The 19,694-nt window shown below is 51.9% G+C and carries 19 protein-coding genes; 7 read left to right on the top strand and 12 right to left on the bottom strand.

What is annotated here, in order from left to right:
• Nucleotides 1–15: 15 nt before the first annotated feature.
• From ACNQ0T_RS14230 to ACNQ0T_RS14200, 7 genes are all read right to left on the bottom strand, one after another.
• Nucleotides 16–669 carry a hypothetical protein gene (locus ACNQ0T_RS14230; RefSeq protein WP_006812468.1) on the bottom strand — a complete coding sequence of 218 codons (654 nt, stop codon included), beginning with the start codon at nt 667–669 and terminating at the stop codon, nt 16–18.
• Nucleotides 670–675: 6 nt separating this feature from the next.
• The gene (locus ACNQ0T_RS14225) at nt 676–2,274 is read right to left on the bottom strand and encodes a hypothetical protein (RefSeq protein WP_058646783.1); all 1,599 of its coding nucleotides are present in this window, start codon (nt 2,272–2,274) and stop codon (nt 676–678) included.
• Complete coding sequence (locus ACNQ0T_RS14220) at nt 2,252–4,846, bottom strand: CS1-pili formation C-terminal domain-containing protein (RefSeq protein ID WP_417930171.1); 2,595 nt, start codon at nt 4,844–4,846, stop codon at nt 2,252–2,254. The genes ACNQ0T_RS14225 and ACNQ0T_RS14220 overlap by 23 nt, the downstream gene beginning before the upstream one ends.
• A gap of 6 nt (nt 4,847–4,852) precedes the next feature.
• Nucleotides 4,853–5,530 (bottom strand): fimbria/pilus periplasmic chaperone, encoded by a 678-nt coding sequence (locus ACNQ0T_RS14215; protein ID WP_022646582.1) that lies wholly within the window; start codon nt 5,528–5,530, stop codon nt 4,853–4,855.
• 45 nt (nt 5,531–5,575) lie between these two features.
• Entirely contained in the window at nt 5,576–6,199 is a 624-nt protein-coding gene (locus tag ACNQ0T_RS14210; protein WP_003860995.1) for a common pilus major fimbrillin subunit EcpA, read from the bottom strand.
• A 227-nt stretch (nt 6,200–6,426) separates the two neighbouring features.
• On the bottom strand, nt 6,427–6,897 hold the full coding sequence (locus ACNQ0T_RS14205; RefSeq protein ID WP_022646581.1) for a hypothetical protein: 471 nt from the start codon (nt 6,895–6,897) through the stop codon (nt 6,427–6,429).
• A gap of 18 nt (nt 6,898–6,915) precedes the next feature.
• On the bottom strand, nt 6,916–7,728 hold the full coding sequence (locus ACNQ0T_RS14200) for a winged helix-turn-helix domain-containing protein (protein ID WP_022646580.1): 813 nt from the start codon (nt 7,726–7,728) through the stop codon (nt 6,916–6,918).
• Nucleotides 7,729–8,102: 374 nt separating this feature from the next.
• Here ACNQ0T_RS14200 and ACNQ0T_RS14195 point away from each other — a divergent pair, with 374 nt between their 5' ends.
• The 4 genes from ACNQ0T_RS14195 to ACNQ0T_RS14180 are packed head-to-tail and all read left to right on the top strand — an operon-like array spanning nt 8,103 to nt 13,020.
• Nucleotides 8,103–8,687, top strand: a complete 585-nt coding sequence (locus tag ACNQ0T_RS14195) for a fimbrial protein (protein WP_022646579.1) — start codon at nt 8,103–8,105, stop codon at nt 8,685–8,687.
• Between the two features lie 52 nt (nt 8,688–8,739).
• Entirely contained in the window at nt 8,740–9,432 is a 693-nt protein-coding gene (locus tag ACNQ0T_RS14190; protein ID WP_063147050.1) for a molecular chaperone, read from the top strand.
• A gap of 15 nt (nt 9,433–9,447) precedes the next feature.
• On the top strand, nt 9,448–11,940 hold the full coding sequence (locus ACNQ0T_RS14185; protein WP_032626649.1) for a fimbria/pilus outer membrane usher protein: 2,493 nt from the start codon (nt 9,448–9,450) through the stop codon (nt 11,938–11,940).
• Nucleotides 11,941–11,955: 15 nt separating this feature from the next.
• Nucleotides 11,956–13,020 carry a fimbrial protein gene (locus ACNQ0T_RS14180; protein WP_417930168.1) on the top strand — a complete coding sequence of 355 codons (1,065 nt, stop codon included), beginning with the start codon at nt 11,956–11,958 and terminating at the stop codon, nt 13,018–13,020.
• Nucleotides 13,021–13,026: 6 nt separating this feature from the next.
• Here ACNQ0T_RS14180 and ACNQ0T_RS14175 read toward each other — a convergent pair whose 3' ends face one another.
• A complete protein-coding gene (locus tag ACNQ0T_RS14175; RefSeq protein WP_032622107.1) occupies nt 13,027–13,662 on the bottom strand; it encodes a LuxR C-terminal-related transcriptional regulator in 636 nt (211 codons plus the stop codon).
• A 569-nt stretch (nt 13,663–14,231) separates the two neighbouring features.
• On the opposite strand from ACNQ0T_RS14175, the gene ACNQ0T_RS14170 reads away from it, so the two are divergent.
• The gene (locus ACNQ0T_RS14170) at nt 14,232–14,852 is read left to right on the top strand and encodes a LuxR C-terminal-related transcriptional regulator (protein WP_015570093.1); all 621 of its coding nucleotides are present in this window, start codon (nt 14,232–14,234) and stop codon (nt 14,850–14,852) included.
• A gap of 76 nt (nt 14,853–14,928) precedes the next feature.
• Nucleotides 14,929–15,609, top strand: a complete 681-nt coding sequence (locus ACNQ0T_RS14165) for an EAL domain-containing protein (RefSeq protein WP_022646575.1) — start codon at nt 14,929–14,931, stop codon at nt 15,607–15,609.
• A gap of 18 nt (nt 15,610–15,627) precedes the next feature.
• Here ACNQ0T_RS14165 and nlpA read toward each other — a convergent pair whose 3' ends face one another.
• A complete protein-coding gene (nlpA, locus tag ACNQ0T_RS14160) occupies nt 15,628–16,428 on the bottom strand; it encodes a lipoprotein NlpA (RefSeq protein WP_063147048.1) in 801 nt (266 codons plus the stop codon).
• Between the two features lie 381 nt (nt 16,429–16,809).
• Here nlpA and ACNQ0T_RS14155 point away from each other — a divergent pair, with 381 nt between their 5' ends.
• A complete protein-coding gene (locus tag ACNQ0T_RS14155) occupies nt 16,810–17,283 on the top strand; it encodes a hypothetical protein (protein WP_275061914.1) in 474 nt (157 codons plus the stop codon).
• A 68-nt stretch (nt 17,284–17,351) separates the two neighbouring features.
• Here the strand turns inward: ACNQ0T_RS14155 and ACNQ0T_RS14150 are convergent, their stop codons facing one another.
• The 3 genes from ACNQ0T_RS14150 to ACNQ0T_RS14140 all read right to left on the bottom strand — a co-directional run bounded on the left by ACNQ0T_RS14150 (nt 17,352) and on the right by ACNQ0T_RS14140 (nt 19,625).
• Nucleotides 17,352–17,744: a type II toxin-antitoxin system VapC family toxin gene (locus ACNQ0T_RS14150; protein WP_275061913.1), complete on the bottom strand. Its 393-nt coding sequence runs from the start codon at nt 17,742–17,744 to the stop codon at nt 17,352–17,354.
• A gap of 3 nt (nt 17,745–17,747) precedes the next feature.
• The gene (locus tag ACNQ0T_RS14145) at nt 17,748–18,008 is read right to left on the bottom strand and encodes an antitoxin (protein ID WP_058677107.1); all 261 of its coding nucleotides are present in this window, start codon (nt 18,006–18,008) and stop codon (nt 17,748–17,750) included.
• Between the two features lie 117 nt (nt 18,009–18,125).
• A complete protein-coding gene (locus ACNQ0T_RS14140) occupies nt 18,126–19,625 on the bottom strand; it encodes an MDR family MFS transporter (RefSeq protein WP_417930166.1) in 1,500 nt (499 codons plus the stop codon).
• Nucleotides 19,626–19,694 lie beyond the last annotated feature (69 nt).

The following is a 19,694-nucleotide window of genomic DNA, read 5'->3' as shown; positions in this document are numbered from 1 at the left end:
GAAGGAAAGCGGTTGCTACGGGCAGGTGGTCAGCGGAATGATTTTATTGCCATAAATAATCATTCGCCTTGCAGCCTGCCCGGCATTATCTATTTCCAGCCGTTGCCCCGGAGGAATATATTTTGAATTATTGTATTGCGTACTGCACCCGACCGAGGAAACATATTTAAAATAGGTATTCCCGGTATTACTCACCACCCCGTTGCTAAACGCATAATCAAAATGTCGTGTCCATGGACGGACAATCAAAATAGCCTCAAGCGAGACCACCACATCCGACTGGATGCGCTGGCCTTTGCGCGTGATGACCTTTGCCTGGAGCGGCGTCTCGGTGAATTTTACGCGATAGTATCGCTCTTTGTTGTCATGCGGGCCGGTATAGTAAAATTTAAAACCCGCGCGCTCACCGCTCCCCAGCGTTAATTGCTTAGGCGAATACATGACTTCGCCGTCTTTTATTTCGGTCTCTTTTCCCTTCTCTTTAGGAACGTCTACCTGAATAAGCGAAACGGTATAATTCTGACGTTCGCTGGTATCGTTTTTTATCGGCTGAAAAACAACTTCTCTTTCGGGAAGAAAATCAATATTCAGACTTTCGATAATTAAAGCATTTGCCCCTGTGGAAATGAAGCAATTTATTGCAAAAATAGCCAGGAATTTTCCAGTCATGATTGATTAATTCCAGGATGCGCTAACATCTATTCTTCCCTGCGCGGTCACTTCGCCAAACCAGCTATTTCCGTCATAGGTGGTCTTCGATACCGGATTATCCATAACGAACTGGAGGATCAGCGGTGTTTTCCAGAGCCACATATCGGTCACGCCGGAACTCATTTTGTCCCACTCTTCCGCATGGGTGGCCGGCGCCGGGATCGACAATACCTCGCCTTTACAGTTATGCGCCATGCGCGTCTGGCTTTTCCCCACCAGCACGTTGCCAGGAATGGGAACCGTAAAGCCGTTGCCGCTGAAGGCGCAGTAGTCCACCCCATTCAGGCTTTGAGTAGGCCCGGTGACTTTTACCGTGACCGCAATCGCCGCATCTTTTTGCGCCCCGCTGTAGGTGATGGTGTAGGGGATCTCAATGGGCGTTTCGCCGATGGCGCCTTTCCCGGAGCCGCCCAGACCGTCAGGATCGAGGGCGTAATCCGGGTTGTCGGGCGTAATCTCCAGCCCCGGCTGAATAGGGTTAATCACCAGGCCGCCCCCCGGCTGGAAGCAGAAATCCGCCGCCAGCGAGCTGTTGCCGGGCGTCAGGCACAGGCTGACGATATTGCCAATGCTGCTGCCGTCCCCCGCCTGCGCCACGCTCAGAATTAACGCCTTCGGCAAAAATATTTTAAGGTACGCTTTGCCGCCGTTTTTCTGCGGCGCCGCGAGGAAGGTGTTCGCCAGGACACGCGTATCACTCAGGATACCGCCGGAGATGCTGTACCAGGTGTTTTCATCGAAGGTCAGCTCGGCGGCAAGCCCGGTGCCGCCGTTCATGTGCGATTGCAGCACGCTGTTGACGCGGGAAGAGGTGAGCGCCAGCCCCCCGTTGTAACCGGAGATATCTTCCCCAACAAACGTGTATTCAAGCAGGTCGCACAGCACGCCAGAGATCGTGTTGCGGGTGTATTTGGTGCAGGTGGCCCCCGTTGATCCATCGACTATCGTCACCTCGCCGCTGATCGGGTCAATCCCCAGGTTGAGCGCCCTGGCGTTGGTCATGGTCAGCGTACCCACCTTGTGAAGCGTATTGGTGGTGGTCACTTTGTTGATGGAGCTGATTTGCGGCGTGGAGGTGATGGTCACTTCATCCCCTGGCGCGGCGTTGAGCAGATAGTTAAAGAACGGATCGCCCAGGACCCAGCGCCCGTATGACGTGCCGGGCTCCATCACCGGCGGCTTGACCACCATCGACGTATCGGTATAGCGGGTCGTCGGGGTGTACCCCGTGTTGCCGCAGGACGAGGAACACGCCGTCCCTTTAAAGAACGGAGAGGCGCTGGAACCGGTCACCGAAAAGTCGATGGTCAGCGCGCTGCCTGCCGGACCGCTGTAGCTGTTGTCCGGGATGTAAGTGGCGATACCGTTATTCGTTTTCGCGCTCAGCGTCGGCCACTCACGCGAACCGTGTAAAAACGCGGTCGAGGTGCTGTTCAGACTAAACAGCCCCGCGCTGTTTCCCGTACCGTTATTGTCCGGATTATTAATGGCGAAATAGGGCAGCTCCTGCGCATGGGCCACCGCGCTCATCAGCAGCAAATTAAGAGCGAATATCTTTTTCATCGTCACGTTCCTGCGTTCCTTTTGCTTCCTGCCAGACGAAATCGCCTTTGTCGCAGGAGATGTCCCCGAGCCACAGCGCACCGCGGTTAGACTCAATGTCCAGGCGCACTTCGCAGACGCTGTCGTCCGGCGTGGCGATACTCAGGACAGGGTTGTTCTTATCAACGTCGATCACGAAGCGTCCGTCGTTCTCCGTCCGGGTCAGCCCAACGTGGTTTTTGATCTGCGTGGCGCCAATCGGATTGCCGTTTGCATCCACAAGGCGGCCAAACAGGGTGACGATTTTCTTCACCTGCGGCTTCATCACCACGGTATTGCCCGGATAAACCGTGATATGGCGACGCGCATTCGCGCCAATCTCATAGCTTTCCGTACCGGTTTCACTGTTCATCACTTCCAGGTCATAAGCCTGGTATGCCGGCAGCGACAGCCAGGTTTTATCCCCTTTGATGCGTTCTGCCCGGCCGTTAAGCTTCAGGGTCAGCGCTTCATCAGATTTGAGACCGGTACTGACAATCACCCCTGCGCTTTCGGTGCCTTTCCCGGCGGCGATGGCCTCTTTGGACCAGCCCACGCTGCCGTCACTGGTCAGCGTGGAGTTCCAGCCTTTACTCATGCCGCTCTGGACGCTGAGGATGTTGCTGTTCCACGGCGTGTCGAAGTTCACGCTGCCGCCGCCGCTTACGCTGCGATCCTGGCGGCTGTTAAAGGCTTTCGAGACGTTGGCGGTGGCCGATTTCAGGTAATCGCCTTCAAACTGGCGGCTGGCGCTGACGTTCAGCGCCGTGCCGGTATCGCGATTGTGGGAAATGCCAACCGACACGGTATTGCCGAGCGGTATGGCGAAATCGAGCATCACGTAGCGATCTTTCTCTTCGTAATACCCGTCGTATTTGTTGCGCGACATCCCCACCCGCAGGCGCGCCGTACCGTAGCGACCGGCGTATAACCCCTGGGAGTAGTCCAGCTGATAGCGTTTATAGCGATAGAGGTCGTCCTCCTGACGCATCAGACTCAGGTTGCCCGCTGAGGGCAGGCCGAACGACGGCAGGCTAAAGGAGGCGCCCCAGGTGTTGCCCTTGCTCTCATAGATATCGAGGAACTTGCCGCTGGAGAGCTGTTCATGGGAGTACCAGACCGAACCGATCTGCCACGGCAGGCTGAGATTCGCGCCGTAGTTGGCGCGGTACGTTCCGTCGGAGGCGGCCATGGTCTGGGTATTCACCGAGAAATAGCTCGTCAGGTTCAGGGAGGCCCACAGCTCGCTGACGATGTGTTCCCGCATCATGTAGGTGGAGGCGTTCCAGTCGACCATCCCGCTGCGCTTGCTGAACGAGGCCCCCACCAGCGACATGGTGTCTTTATGTTTGGTGTCGTAATCGTAGTAGTAGGTGTTGTCCTGCTCGTTTTTGTGTTTCGCGTATTTTTTATAATTGACGACGGATTTATCGCGGCTATACATCCCGCCCCACATCTGCCAGCGCAGTGTTTCCGACACGTTGCTGGAGAACGGCTTATTCACGGTGTACATGCTACGTGACACGGTGCGGCTTCCGCTCACCACCTCAACTTCGATGCTGTAGATCCCGTAGGGCAGGCTGCTGGTGTCAATTTCATGGTTGCCGACGTCAAAGCGCTGAATCCCGATAAGCTGCCCGTCACGACGAATACGGGCCTCGCCCGCCGTGGGGAAATAGACCACCACAGGCGTCAGAGAGAGCGTGTTATCGCGCTTACGGGAGTTGGCCTGGTTGCCCATGGAAACGCCGTAGACTTCACCGCCGGAAATCCCGCTGACGCTCGCCAGAGACTGCATCGCCCAGCCGTTCAGCATGCCCGCGGCGTAGCGCATCCCCTGATAGTCGCGCTCCCACATAACCGCGTTCATCTGGGTATCGCTGCTGCTCTCGTTGACGTAGCCAGAGCCGTCGATCAGCACATGATCAACGCCCATTGAGATCCAGTTTCTTGCGTTCAGATACCCCGACGACCAGCTGTCACCGTAGCCGCTCTCGGTGTGATACGCCCCGAGGTTGTAGGAGAACGTGCCGCTCAGGTCGTCAGACTCCGGCGCATCAATGTCCACCTCACGCGGGCGAATATTCACCCCGTAGTCGCTCTGCGACAGATTCAGCAACAGGCGCATTTTTTTCTGATCTAGCTCGAACGCGGACCCCGTACTTACCGGAATGCGCATCTGGTCATCAAACTGCTTGTCGTTAATGCTCTGCAATAACGTTCTCATCTCTTTTGACAGACGAATGCCGTTATCAGACTCCTGGACCTGAACGTCCCTCAGCCCCAGCTTCAGATCTTTTGCAAAGAGCGTCACGTCACCGATACGAACATATTCGCTCGCCGTGCCTTCGTGGTTCCCTTGTTGTGCTGAGTGTGAACGCGTATTCACCAGATAGACGGGAATTTTGATCCCCTGCTCCAGCAGTGCATAAAGCGAGTCGGGAAAACGGTAATTAGCGATAACCACGGAGCTTGAGGCTGCATGCGCAAGCGCGGGCAGCGTGCCGGATGCGCAAGCCATCATCACCGGCAACACTAATTTATTTTTCACCATGCATCCTTACTTAACAGGTATGAACTGTTTCAGGTCCCATATTCCGAGATGAAAATGGTTATCCGTAACGTTGATATCCTCGATAGCGCGCGAGGTATCCGGCATCAGGTAGAAGTTTTTGGTACACGGCGTAGTCGGTGATTCCGGATTCGGCTTCAGGCAGGTTCCGGTCGCATTGACGCGAAAAGCGGTGTTCCCTTTATTGGTTATTTTTCCCGCCACATAGACGAAGTCGATCTTCTTATCACGGGGCTGAACCACCAGAATGGTGCTCACCACCGCGCGCGTCATCCCGGTACCGTTTTTTGGTGAACCGCTGTCCACCTCTTCGCTCACCCCTTCATCCGTGAAGGTAATGCGGTAGTAACGCTCTTTGTTATCGGCGTTCCCGTGATAGTAAAATTTGACAATATTGCTGGTACCGGCGGGCATTACCATGCGCGTGGGCGTCAGCAACAGCTCGTCCACTTTCTCCGGATTAATGACGATCCCTTCATCCATTGGGCTACTGATCCGCTGTGCGCGAACAGAAACAATACGCACGCTGTCTGCTTCGTTTTTTATTTCCTTGGCGGTGGAGTCAGCATCCGCAGGAATAATGGTGGTGACTTTTCCCACATTAATGGCCAGCGCGGAGGAAGAGATAAATAATAAAAATAAGAAGGCGGATTTGAGGTTAAACATGCTATTTCCCTAAACAGGGGCTTGCGCCCCTGGATCGATCAGGCCTTAGCCCCAGGTTGCGCGGAACGCAACAGATACGGTCCCTTCCCACAGGCTGTTGGTCAGGTCTTTGAACTCTTTCGCAGTACCCGCGTTGTCCTGAGCGGAGTCAACGTAGAAGACGAATTTGTCCTGGCCGGTAATTTCGGTATCTGCCGCCGCGCCTGCGCTGGTGGTCAGGTTCCACAGGCCAGAAGAGACGCCGGTGTTAGAAGAAGAATCAACCAGCGTGGTCCATGCGGTTGATTTCGCCCCCACGGTGCCACCGATAGAGCCCAGGTCGTTACCGCCCCAACGCGCACCCACTTTCAGCTTGGTCGCTTCACCGCCCACGCTGAACAGCGTGTTGTTTGAATCGTCGAGGATAGCTTCGAGTTTGAAGCTGGTCGCCGTAGAGTGATCGCCACGGATAGCCACATCAAACAGACCGGTATCGGTGTTGAAAGATTTGGTATTGGCGCTGTAAACGAAGTTCAAAGCACGCGTTGGCGTAACAACCAGGTCGGATTCGCTGTCTTTGGTCGCGGTTGCCTGCCAGGTGGCAGAAGCCGTCGTTTCTGCTGCATTAACTGCGCTCAGGGCAGAAACAGACAGCAGGGAGCCCAGAACGATAGCGTTCAGTTTGTTCATTTATTTAGTCCTTCAAAAAAGAATCCACGTGTATAAAAAGGGGAGCCCCTTTTTCGAGGCGGAGTATAGACAGCCGCAAAATAACGAGGCAATACAGAAAAATTCACTCGCCGGAGAATAACAATAAAAATATAAATAAATTTCTCGTATCTTATTGTTACGTATTGAGTAAATCACTCAATTTCCCGAGCAATAGATAAATATCGATTTTTCAATAAAGAGAAATATCAGGACGTCGGAACAGCTACACACATCATTACAGGCAAAACCAGCCCCTTAATTAACCAGGCGTGCGGTTTAACGCGGGTAATATAGAAGAAGTTGATATTATCAAGTAACATTTCGTTTACAACGCCATCCGGCGCCGCATCATCTTCAGATTTATTCAGCTTTTTATCCTTAATATAAAAGATATTGCTTCCGTCGACTTTTTCCACGCTGAGCGTGTAATTTCTGTCAATCAGGTAGCTTTTGCCCTCTTTCTTGAGTACGCCTTTATGAATAACCGTCACAACATCTTTGTTGTTAAACAGGAAAAGCGTGGTTAGCGACATATCGGTTAACTCACCCGTGGAATAGGTTTTCCAGGAAATGGTATCTGACTGGCAGCCAAACCCCTCATCCTGCGTTCTGGTAAAATAGATCCACAACAACGCGATGGCAGACAGCGCCAGTACGATACTGAACAGTACACTCATTTTAGTCCTTGACATATTTTAACTCCCGGTCAGGCTTCTGTAAGAAATGCAGTTCTTATAATCGTCGATACTGTCCTGCTGATAACAGATGGCCAGGAAATAATTTTCTATCTGCGACTTTTTAAACCTGGAATAGTAAGCATCTGCAACCTGGTGTTGACAGTCGATATGTTGACTGGCAATGACCTCTTTTACGTGATTAAAGTAGTGCTGTCGCGGCTGATACATATTCTTATCGATCAGGTATACCGTACACCGGTCTACTTTACCGAGCAGATGCATATCAGAATCTTTCAGGCTCTCGGCATAGGAATCCCTTTGGTGCAACAGTAAAACAGCGGTGCCGATAACGGTAATCAGTAATAACGTGCAAAGAGAAATAAAGAGTCTGTGCAGCGATATTAATTGTTTAGGCGGATCGGCATCTTTCTTATGCGCTAGCGTATCGAATGCTTCAGAGGCAGATTGCTCACTAAGCGTTGAAACGACCGGCGGCCTGACCGTGTGATGTTCAATATGCGCGGCAAGGCTAAATCCCTTGCCACGTATCGTTTTTATCAGTAAAGGATCGCATCCTAAAGTACGAAATGCTTTTCTGATTTCACTTATGGCAACATTCAGACTTACCGAAGAACCAGAGAAACCATGATCCTCCCAGACCTTCTTTATCAGGTCGTCTCTGTCGAGAGTTTTACCATTATTGATGATAAGTTCATAAAGCAGACGACCCGCCTGGTTAGATAACTTAATGGATGACTCTTCCTCTCCATTAATCATGATCATACCGGTGTCGACTTCATAAAGCATTGTAAGATCAATGAGATACTTCATATTATTATTACGCCATTGTTAAAATTATGTGCATTTGCCAGGCAATAATAAGTCTAAAGTTTGTGTGGTCAAGTCGCGTGATATTAATTGAGAGATGAATTCATAAAGCTTCATTAATTAACAATTATTAAATCATTAATAAAAATATTCGAACTAACGCATTTAGGTTAAAACATTAAAAAAAACTAACTCGCAAGATTATAATCTTAAACTTTAGAAGTTGTTGGAATAATGTTTTGTTATGTACTTTTTTAGTGCAACATAATATCGTCAAAGCATTCTCCCGAGTCGCCATGCGTCTAGCCGGTACATCAGGGACATGTGTAGCCGATTAACATTCATTTTAAATAACACAAATCTTCATGGAGTTTATCATGTTCAAATCGATCATGACCGTATCACTGCTGGCCGCCGCTATTGCTTCTACCAGCGCAGTTGCCGCAGACAATTCAGCGGGTGGTATCATTAACTTTACCGGCGCTATTACCGATACAACCTGTACCATTAACGGCGGTAAAAGCGCGGACTTTACCGTTGCGCTTTCCCCTATTTCGGTAAAAGATGCAGGCACCACGGTTGGCCTGATCACTAAGAATAAAAAATCTATTGCGCTGACGTTCTCAGGTTGTTCACCAGCAGCCGGAACAACCGGTACCCCGCTGAAAGTGTATTTCTCCAGCGCGGATAATATTTCCACTGACGGTAAATACCTGCTGAATAACAGCGTGAACGAAAGCGATGCCAGTGTGGCACGTAATGTCGGTTTTGCGTTAGTGGAGCCAGGTTCGTCTACGCCAATTACCCTGAACCAGCCTTACACTACGGATATTATGGGTACAGCGACCGCGCCAGATTCCGAGACGCTGACGCTGGATGTTTATTACTATAAAACGAACGCCGCTGCCGCCACCGTGGGCGAGTTAAGCTCCAACGTAACGTATACCATTTCCTACCTGTAATAATGATTATTCAGGCTCTGTTTTCGCAGAGCCTGTATTTAAGGTTGCAATCATGCGCAAGGCAATTTTGCTGGCAGGCTTACTGCTAAGCACCGGTCACTCATGGGCCAATATTGTCATTAATGGCACCCGTGTCCTTTATCCTGAAAATAACAAAGAGGTGATCGTCCAGTTAATGAATACGGGCGATGCGCCCGCTCTGGTGCAATCCTGGATAGATGACGGTGATATTAATTCCACGCCGGAAACAGCCAATGTGCCGTTTCTGCTGTCGCCGCCGGTGATAAAAGTTAACGAACATAATGGCCAACAGCTTCGTATTAAAAAGCTGCCGTCCAGCTTGCCTGCGGATCGCGAATCCGTCTTTTTCCTGAATGTCCTCGACATTCCGCCCAGACCTGAAAATCTGCAAAATCAGAATACCGTTCAGCTGGCGATTAAATCCCGTATCAAACTTTTTTACCGGCCCGCTGCGCTGAAAGGCACGCTGGATGACGCGGTGGCGAAACTGACGCTCGCCGCCGAAGGCGATCGCTTTCGCATTACAAATAACAGTCCGTTCCATATTACGGTCGCCAATATTTCGCTGGGTAAAACGAAATTGCTCCAGGAGTCCCCGATGGTTTCCCCGTTTGGGCAGCTGACGGTCGCCGCAAAAAATACGGTTAATCGCGGACAGACCTTCCAGCTGATGTATGTGGACGATCTTGGCGCGTATAAAACCCGGACTTTCACCAGTCAGTGATCGGAAAGACTCACCATGAAAATGAAACAAAACAGACTCTGTCTGCTGGCAGTCTGCACGCTTCTGCTTTCGCATAAATCAGGGGCCGTCTCGTTTGATCCCTCCCTGCTTGCTGGCGCATCCGGTGAGTCCGATCTGTCTCGCTTTTCCGAAAACAACGCCATGCCTGCCGGCAATCAGGAGATGGATATCTACGTAAACGGCAGCTGGAAGGGACGTTATACCGTCATCTACGGCGAGCAGCGTGACGACATCCGCCTTGCCTGGAAAGATGCCCGGTCGCTTGGCATCAACACCACGTCCGTACCTGCGCCCGCCATTGCGCACGGGCAGGTGCAGCTGCGCGATCTGGTTCAGGGCGGTGAAGTCAAAACCGATACCAGCACCCTGAGTCTGGCGCTTACCGTTCCGCAGGCGGCTGTGCTGCGTACTGAAGAAGGTTACATTGCCCCCCAGTTTTGGGATGAGGGGATCCCGGCGCTGATGCTCTCGTGGAACACGACCTGGTATAACACCCGCGCAAAAGGCGCTGCGAAAGACACAAATGATGATTTTTATGCCGGGCTGGATTCCGGCGCCAACCTGTTCGGCTGGCAGTTTCGCGACAGCAGCGCCTGGCGGAAAACGGCCAGCGGAGAGAGTAGCTGGCAGAATAATACCCGCTACCTGCGCCGTCCCCTGGCCTCGCTGAAATCCAACCTGACGCTGGGTGACTTTTATATTCCTGGCGATCTGTTTGATTCCCTGCGCGTGCGCGGCGTGTCGCTGGCGTCGGACATGAAGATGCGCCCAAATTCACAGCAGGGTTTTTCACCGGTGGTTCACGGCGTGGCACGGACGAACGCCCTGGTGAAAGTTATCCAGAATGGCAACGTGATCTATCAGGAGAACGTACCGCCGGGCCAGTTTACCCTCGACAGCATTCAGCCTACCGGCTCTGCGGGCGATTTGCTGGTGGTGGTGCGTGAAGCGGACGGTTCACAGCAGTCCTTCACGGTGCCGTTTTCCGCCGTGCCCGGGATGCTAAAAGAAGGGGTGAGTCAGTACAGCGTGGTGGCGGGTAAAGTGCACCAGAACACGCTCGATGCCGAACCCGCATTCATGCAGGCCACGCTGCGCTACGGATTTAATAACCTCATCACCGGGTATACCGGGACGATTATTAGCGATAACTACCAGGCCGGGCTTGTCGGTACCGGGTGGAACCTTCCGTTTGGCGCGGTCTCGTTTGATGTCACCCACGCCAAAACCACCCTACAGGATCGCACCAGCAGCGGTCAGAGTTATCGCGTGTCGTACAGCAAATTTATCGATACCACCGCCACCAACTTCACCCTGGCGGCCTATCGCTATTCCACTAAAGGCTATTACAGCTTCAGCGACGCGCTCTATTCGCGCGAAGGGTATCAGCGCCTGAGAGCGCAGTACGACGACTATGAAGATCGGTTTGGCGTTGCGCCCGACATGTCGCTAAGCACCTGGGATGCCCTGCGCGCGGCGCAGCCCAAGAATACCTTTACGCTTAACCTTAATCAGCGCCTGCTCAATAACTGGGGCACGGTATTTGTCTCCGGCACACAGCGCGATTACTGGAACTCACAGCAAACCACGCGCGAATACCAGATGGGCTATTCCAACGCCATCGGCCGCGCCAGCTATACCCTGTCGGCCAGCCGGGTACGGAACAGGGACAGTGAAGAAGAGACGCGCCTTTACCTCTCCCTCAGCCTGCCGTTCTCGCTGTTTGATAATAATGCCTGGATCACCTCCAGCCTGACGGCCAGCGATTCGCATTACGAGCAGAGCAATATCAGCATGAGCGGGAACGCGCTGGCGTCGAACCGCCTGAGCTACACCCTCTCCGGCAGTAATGCGCGGGGGGGTAAAAATGCGGCAAGCGTTAACGCCGCGTACCGTTCGAACTTCGCGACACTCGGTGGCTCTTACAGCGAATCCTCCGACTACCGCCAGACCGGGCTCAGCGGACGGGGAAGCCTGGTGGCCTACCCGTGGCACGTTCTCGCCTCAAACGAAACCGGCACAACCATGACTATCGTCGATGCGCCAAAAGCGGAGGGACTGATGGTGAACGGCGATGAAAGCATTATGACGAACCGCGATGGCGTGGCGCTGGTGCCTTACGCCACCCCGTATCGCAAAAACGCCATTACGTTATCGCAAACGGAAAACAGCGCTGGCGCGGAGGTGATCGGCAACATGGCTAACGTGGCCCCTTACGACGGGGCGGTGAGCTATATCCGCTTCGAAACCGACAAACGCCAGTCATGGGTACTTCATGCGACGCGTGCCGACGGCAAACCGCTGCCCTTTGGTACCGAAGTGCTTGATGAACACGGTGAATCTGTCGGGTATGTCGGCCAGGCCAGCGTACTGTATATCCGCGCTGAACAGCCGCCACGCGCGCTCAACGTGCATCTCCGGGGCGGGAAGTGCGAAATCTCCGCCCCAGCCTGGGGGTTGAACAGCCCCTCATCGGTTTGCCATTAATTACGGATTATCAAAATGTTACGATCATTCATATTCCTGCTCCTCTCCAGCATTAGTGGGATGAGCTATGCCACCTGCTCCGGCAGCAGCATCGTTTATGGCACACCGATTACCATTGATTTATCGGATAAGCTGAGCCCGGCCACGCCCACATGGACCGGCAGCTTCAGCACCCAGTACAGCGGCTCATTCAACTGTACGACGGGTAACAGTGAATTTTCTTACACGCCGATCCTCTCGACCGACAGCAAATACGCGACCATCCTCGGATTCAGCAATAACAAGTATATGGTGCGGGCGGAGATCACCAATCCCCCGGCCAATAAAACCCTGACTGCCAGCGGTAGCCATACGGCGTCTGAGCTGAACACACCGTTTACGGTTCGCTTCACCCTCGTTAACCAGAGCGGCACCACCCTGACGGGGGATACAGCGAACATGAGCGACGTTCTGTTCGTCAGCGACATGAGTGGGCTATCCTTCTGGGAAATCATCACCTGGCCAATCAATCAGGTCATCAAGATAGCGCAGTGGTTATTCAGCGGGTTCAAGTGGCCTTACGACAACCGCGATATGTTTGGTCAGCCGATGATCATCAAATACGCGCCAAAACTGACTACCTGTTCCTTTGATAATGCGGGGCTGACCGTAGCGCTGCCGACGCTCGGCATTCCCCAGCTCAGTGCATCCTCACAGCCGGGGCTGACGCCTTTTTCACTGAACATGAGCTGTCAGAACGTCGGGATTAACGGCAATTCCGATCGGGCAATTGAGATGTTTCTGTCCAGCACGCAGCTGCTCTCAACCGACAGCTCGGTGCTGATCGACAGCAGCAGTAGCGCGGCGCAGGGCGTGGGGCTACGCCTGATAAAACGTGACGCCCCGCAAACGCCGGTGACCTTCTCTACCTCAACCACCAGCCGTGGCAACGCCACGATGATTTTCAGCGTGGCGGCTGGCGCGGCGCTGGACGAACATTTCACCCTTCCGATGGCGGCGTACTATTACGTGTGGGCGCCCGCCCAGGTGAGCCAGGGTAAGATCAATACATCGGCTACGCTGAATATTATCTATCCCTGATGTGAGCTATTTCTCCATCTTTCCAACCGCTTGCACATACTTAATCAGTTCGCTGTGGTTGGAAAGATTCAGCTTTTTCATCGCATTGTGCTTCTGCGTCGCAATGGTACTGACCGAACGGTTTCGATGACGGGCAATCTCCGTCGTTGAAAATCCTTCCACGATAAGATGGAGCACCTCCCACTCTCTGGCCGAGAGGATGGAGCGCGCCCGGGAACCGGACCGCATTACCCGCCTGAGCCACGAAGAGATCGACGGTGTTTGCCCGTCCGCCATGAGCAACGCGGGTAATTCCTTTTTCAGTTCAGTCAATTCATCCTGCTGACTGATGGTTAATTCAAATTTCATCTCCAGAACTTTTTTTAACAGCCCGTAAGGCAGCTCGGGCACCAACAGAACACGCCTGACGTGATGGGTTTTACATAAAGATGTAAAACGGCTGCTGACCTCCGCACTCCACTCTTTATGATTAAGCAGATAATTAAATTCAGTGAAGAAAACATCCACGTTATTATCCGCGACCGCCGCCAGCGCCTGTTCAGTGGAATCGACCTGAGTAATGTTCAGTACGTAATCGGGTAAAAGATCATGGAGCGCCCGGAATATTATCTCTTTAAATATATTTATTTTGTAAAACACCATTACCCTTACGATACGTTCAGTATTATTCATGTCTTTTCTAAATTCTCGTGACCGGAGGGAAATGATAATAGTTTATGTACTCACCACTCACAACCTCTTCGCGCCAGGATTTTATCCTTCTCAGACTTAAAAATCTGAACAAGGGCATTAAATTTATAGAAAAAATTCTATTTTATTCTGCACGCCGTTTCCTCTTGCAGATAAAGCTTTGTCGATAACCCTACCGCGATCTCAATTTTTCTTTCAGGAATAGCAGTAAGCCACTGAAAAAACGGTGGATAAACCCCATCAATCAACCTTCTGATGCTTATTAACCGCCCATTCACAGAATAAAAATCTGGCATGAATATTATTAGAAGATTAAAACAATTGCATATACCATTAAAACCATTTTTCAATTTTATCTTCCTCTAATAATTGGCATCAGCTTTACTCGACGGTTTGTATTGGCTTACATTGATGCCATCGCATCGCGTTATTTAAAAAGTGCTCGCCATTCTTTTAATAAGAGAGTGCGAACCGCCATTTTCTCTTATATGGACTGTTTACTCAGCGAAAGGAGAATGCCAATGCAAAATAAAAAAACAATTCACGTTGCCGTTGTTGACAGCTGCGAATTCACGATGATTGGCCTGCAATCGCTCGGAAAGCGTGAGCCTGATGAAAAACACGACGTTATTTTCCATGGGTTTACCCATATCGAAGAACTTGCTATGAGTGAACAACTCTTTGATATCATCATTTATGATCCGTTGAATACGCGTCATTTCCGGGTGACGACGAATGACGACATTCTCTGTATTAAACAGAAACAAGTGACGGCGAAGATCTATATCTATTCGTTATCCGCTGGCTATTTGAAATTCAAACATGTTGATGGGGTAATCAGCAAAAGAGTCTCCCTGGGGGATATCAAAGCGCTGTGGCAAATACTGATGAGCCAGACGCCGCAAGAGTCTGGTCGTTACAACGTAGGCATGACTACCCGCTTACGCACCCCGGCGAGGCTGTCCAGCGAGGAGGCCAGCGTATTGCGCGGCTATTCCTGTAATCTCAAAACCAAGCAAATCGCCCGTCAGCTGGGGTGTAACGTCAGGCTGGTTTACTTTTATAAAAACAACGCCATGAACAAGCTTAAGGCCGTGCGTGGCCCCTCGTTTTACCAGAGCATTCGCTGGATCCTGAATTAAGAATTTGACCGTGTGTCGTTTGCCTTTTGTTCCCGTGTCCGCGGGAACCTTTTTTTCATTTCCTGAAGGCTGTTCCATGTATACCGTTCTTCCCTCTCCCCTGTTGCAACGTATCTCAGGGCTGCGATTCCAGCCGCTTGTCGATCTTCATTCGGGCCAGATGTTCGCGCATGAAGTTCTCGTGGAGATCCATAACGTCAATCTGGAGATATTGTTTGCTTCTCTGCCTTCGCGCAGCGCGCTGCAAATCTTCTTCTGGCAGGCCAACACCCTGTTACAGATACCCGCCCGGGACGCTTACTGGCTAAACCTTCCGGCAGAGCACCTTCTCGACGAACGCGCTATCCGGTTGTTGCTGGCGTTACGCCATCAGCAGCGGTTAACGATTGAAATTCAGGATCCTCTCACCATCACACGGCTGAGTAAGGCTGAGCAACATCGTCTTCATGCCACGCTTGTTCGGTTAAAAGAGGCGGGATGGCAAATCTGGCTGGACGATTTAACCCGGGAGTTGGCTGAGGCGTTCGCGCGGCTTGCGCTGCCGCTGGATGGGGTAAAAATTGACCGTTCAGCGCTGCGCGAGCGCGCGCCGCTTGCCCCGTTTGTGCAGGAGGTCAGGGCAGGTATCGCGCAATCAATTCTTATCGAAGGCATCGAGAATTCGCGGGATCTGGCGCGCGCCCGCACGTCTGGCGCACAGTCTGGCCAGGGTTTTCTGTGGCCCGAAAGCCGCACCGATGCCCGCGTAACGCTGTGAGGGCCAGCTTACCGTGGCCTACCAGCCCGGCACCGCACCGCCGTTAAAAAGGGTCTCTGCCGCTTTCGCCACTTCCGGCGACTGATAGGACTGGATAAATTCCTTCACGTTTTCGGCGTCTTTGTTGTCTTCACGCGTGACCACTATATTCACGTAAGGCGAGTTTTTGTCCTCAATAAAGACGCTGTCATGTACCGGAGACAGCCCCGTTTGCTGAAGATAGGTGGTACTGATGATGGCCACATCCACTTTCGGATCGTCCAGCACGCGCGGCAGCTGCGCCCCTTCCAGCTCCATAATCTGTACGTTTTTGGGATTCGCGGTAATATCCAGCGCCGTCGGCAGCAGGCCCACATCTGGTTTAAGGGTAATCAGCTTCTCTTTTTGCAGCAGCAACAGCGCGCGGCCGAGGTTGGTGGGATCGTTTGGAATCGCAATGGTTGCGCCATCCTTCAGTTCAGACACCGATTTAATCTTTCGGGAGTAACCCGCCATCGGGAAGACGAAGGTATTGGCCACGGCGACCAGCGTGTAGTTGTGCGCCTTGTTATCTTGTGCAAGGAACGGGCGATGCTGGAAGACGTTGGCGTCCAGTTCGCCCTGGTTGGTGGCATCGTTGGGTAGCAGCGAGCCGCTAAAGCCCACCAGCTCAACATCCAGACCGTATTTCTCTTTTGCCACCTTTTTGGCGACTTCCGCCACGTCCTGCTCAGCGCCATTAATCACGCCGACTTTAATGTGTTTGGCATCATTGCCGCCCTGGTCACAGCCCGCGAGCAGCAGGCCAGTCAGGAGAAGCGCACCCAATCGAAGTTTCACGAGACAGTTCCTTTTGATAGACGTTTTGAAGACTATATCGACAACGAGACGGCAGGCTAAAAAACGAAAAGGAATCAGTAAGACGGATAGGTTATATGAAAAGCGCAGAACAGCCAAACAAATTGCCAGCATGAATAAACAACAAAACACACAAAAAGCCAATGAATAAAAAGCAAATATAATAATTTAGCGAAAAAATACAATGTCGCTTATGAATTCGATACACAAATAGATCAATGAACACCCTGATCAAAAATAGCAATACTAGATAGCAAATTGATATAACTCAATCTTTTTGCGCCCATTTAAATTAATCTACGCATCGAACACCTCATTTGAAAATTCATTATGAAACAGTTAAATTGGCTTAAGGAAGTTGAAATGAAAGATCAAGACATCAATGATTTTATTTCTATATGTGATGTAGTGAAAAAGCGAGGAAGAAAAGGAGGGCGGCAACCATACAGTAACAAATTAAGTATATCACAAACATGCCGTCGCATTAATGATCAACAGGTACGCTTTATGAATATAAATATCCCTGAGGATATAATGTCAAAAGCTCGACTCAAAAAAGGAGATCGTATAGATATTGCATTTACAGCAAATGGGATGAAATGGAGGTTAAAGGTAGTGCCTAATGGAGAGCAAGGTTACAGCATAACGACTCCTTCAACAAATTCAAAACGTGGACAAATCAGATTAACTTGGTGCGAAGGTATACCAATCATAGGTGGAGATGAAGCAATTCGTAAGGCGCGAGCAATTGCAGTTGAGGAAACAATGAGAGTATCTCCTGCGGAGTTAATCTTCGAGCTTGGAGAGATATCAGTCGAAGCCAAGCGCGAATCTTAATATTAAGTAAAAGTTGTTTATTTTTTTGAAGGCGACCTGTTCATGTAGAAAGGTCGCTTCTTATTGATTTATAGAGTCCAGTCTTCAACCGTAAGATCCTGTACCATCCCGAACGCATGATCGTTCGTGACAATCGTCGTGCCCCGGCTGATAGCATGTGCGGCAATCAACTGATCGAGATCCCCCATCACTTTCCCTTTCTTTTCCATTGCCGCACGCAGTTCACCGTAGGTGGCTGCGGCTTCGCTATCCCAGGCGCAGACAGTGATGGTTTTAAGAAATTCCATTATGGTTTCGTGCAGCTTGTTGTTTTGCTTTTTGGCTACGCCGTAAAGCAATTCCGCTTCCGTTACGCTTGAAATACACATCTTTTCAGGCGTAATTTGCGAATATCGGTTTACTACTTCAGGATGCTGCCTCACCAGATGGCTTACGATGTTAGTGTCCAGCATATGCAGCATCTTCTACAGCCCTTCCAGAGGGTTTCTTGTCGTATAGCTCTGATTGCGCTCCTCTTTACTTAGAAAGGTATCAGGCACATGCGTTTCTTTTAGCATGCGCAAAAAGTTATCCCTGTGCCGTTCTTTCTCGGACCTTGCCGTCAACACCACATTCCCCTCGTCATCCCGGCGGATATAAACACTCTCCGTTTCAAACGCAAATTCCGCAGGCAAGACCACGGCCTGGTTTCGTCCTTTTTTGAATAGTTTCGCTGTGCGTTCCATGGCAACCTCTGTCGGTTTATTGACCAGCCCACAGCATGCGCTAACGCCCCGGAAAGCGACAAGAGAGACATTGAAAAATCAGAAAGCGACTCGCAATAAATAGCAGAACCGCTAACCTCACGCCTGCCGACGCAGCGGCGCTTCGCGCAAAAACCACGACAGCACAAACGCCAGCACCATAATCCCCGCCGCCAGCATAAACACCGCATGGATAGCCGAGCCGAACGCATCCAGATAGTCCAGACGCAGGGCATCAGGCAGATGGTGAATGGCAACGGGATTAAGTTCGCGCGGCAGTTCCGCCCCTTCCGGCAGCCTGTCCATCAGCCCTGATTGCAGAATATGGGTGAACACCGCGCCAAACAACGCAACGCCAATCGCCCCGCCAATGGAACGGAACAGCGTCACCCCAGAGGTCGCTACGCCGTATTGATCGGCTGACACGCTGTTCTGCACCGCCAGCACCAGCACCTGCATCACCAGTCCCAGCCCCATGCCCAGCACGCCGGTAAACAGGTACAGCTGCCAGGTTGGGGAGGTGATTGAAATGCGCGTCAGTAACGCCATCCCCACCACGCCGAGCAGCGTGCCGAGGATCGGGAACAGACGGTATTTCCCGGTGCGGCTGATGATGCGCCCGCTGATGATGGAGGTGAGCAACAGCCCGCCCATCAGGGGGATCAGCTGCAAGCCGGCCTGCGTTGGCGTGGCGTCTTTCACCACCTGTAAATAGAGCGGCAGGAACGTTACCGAGCCAAACAGGGACATGCCGATGATAAAGCCAATCAGGCTACAGAGCAGGAAGCTGCGGTCGCGGAAGAGCGACAGCGGGATAATCGGCTCCCACGCCAGCCGCTCTTCGTAAATAAACCCGGCGATCCCCGTCAGGCCGAAGGCCAGAATGCACCACAGCTGCGGGTCGTTCCATTGGCGGATCGTACCGCCCTCGGTGGTAAACAGAATGATGCACAGCAGCGCCATGCTGAGGTAAATCGCCCCCAGGTAATCAATCTCATGCTTGCTGCGCCGCGCGCTGCCGTGGAATACCGCGCCAATCACCAGCAGCGCAAACAGCCCCAGCGGCAGGTTGATGTAGAAAATCCAGCGCCAGGATGCATGCTGAACGATAAACCCGCCGATCAGCGGGCCTATCACCGTCGCCAGGCCAAACACGCCGCCAAACAGCCCCTGATAGCGACCCCGATCGGCAGGCGGGATCACGTCCGCCACGGCGGCCATGCTGATCACCATCAGGCCGCCGCCCCCCAGCCCTTGCAGGGCGCGCATCAGCACCAACTGGGTCATGTTCTGCGCCAGGCCACACAGCGCAGAGCCCACCAGGAAAAGCACTATTGCGATTTGCAGGACGATTTTACGGCCAAACAGATCGCCGAATTTGCCATACAGCGGCACCACGATGGTCGAACTGAGGATATAGGCTGTCACCACCCAGGAGAGCTTATCCAGCCCGCCCAGCTCACCGACGATGGTCGGCAGCGCGGTGGAGACAATGGTCTGATCCAGCGCCGAGAGCAGCATCACCAGCAGGAGCGCGCTGAACAGCAGCTTAATCGACGGCGCCTTTTTCGCAGGTTGAGTCATTACGTCAGACTCCATAAGTGATCGCTTGAAATTAATTAATCGAATAATTAATATTCAGGTAAGTTATGGATAAGATCAAGAGAC

The organism is Enterobacter cloacae complex sp.6700776, from assembly GCF_048284255.1.
In the GTDB taxonomy this organism is placed as follows: Bacteria; Pseudomonadota; Gammaproteobacteria; order Enterobacterales; family Enterobacteriaceae; genus Enterobacter; species Enterobacter intestinihominis.
This window is presented reverse-complemented; position numbering and strand designations above follow the sequence as displayed.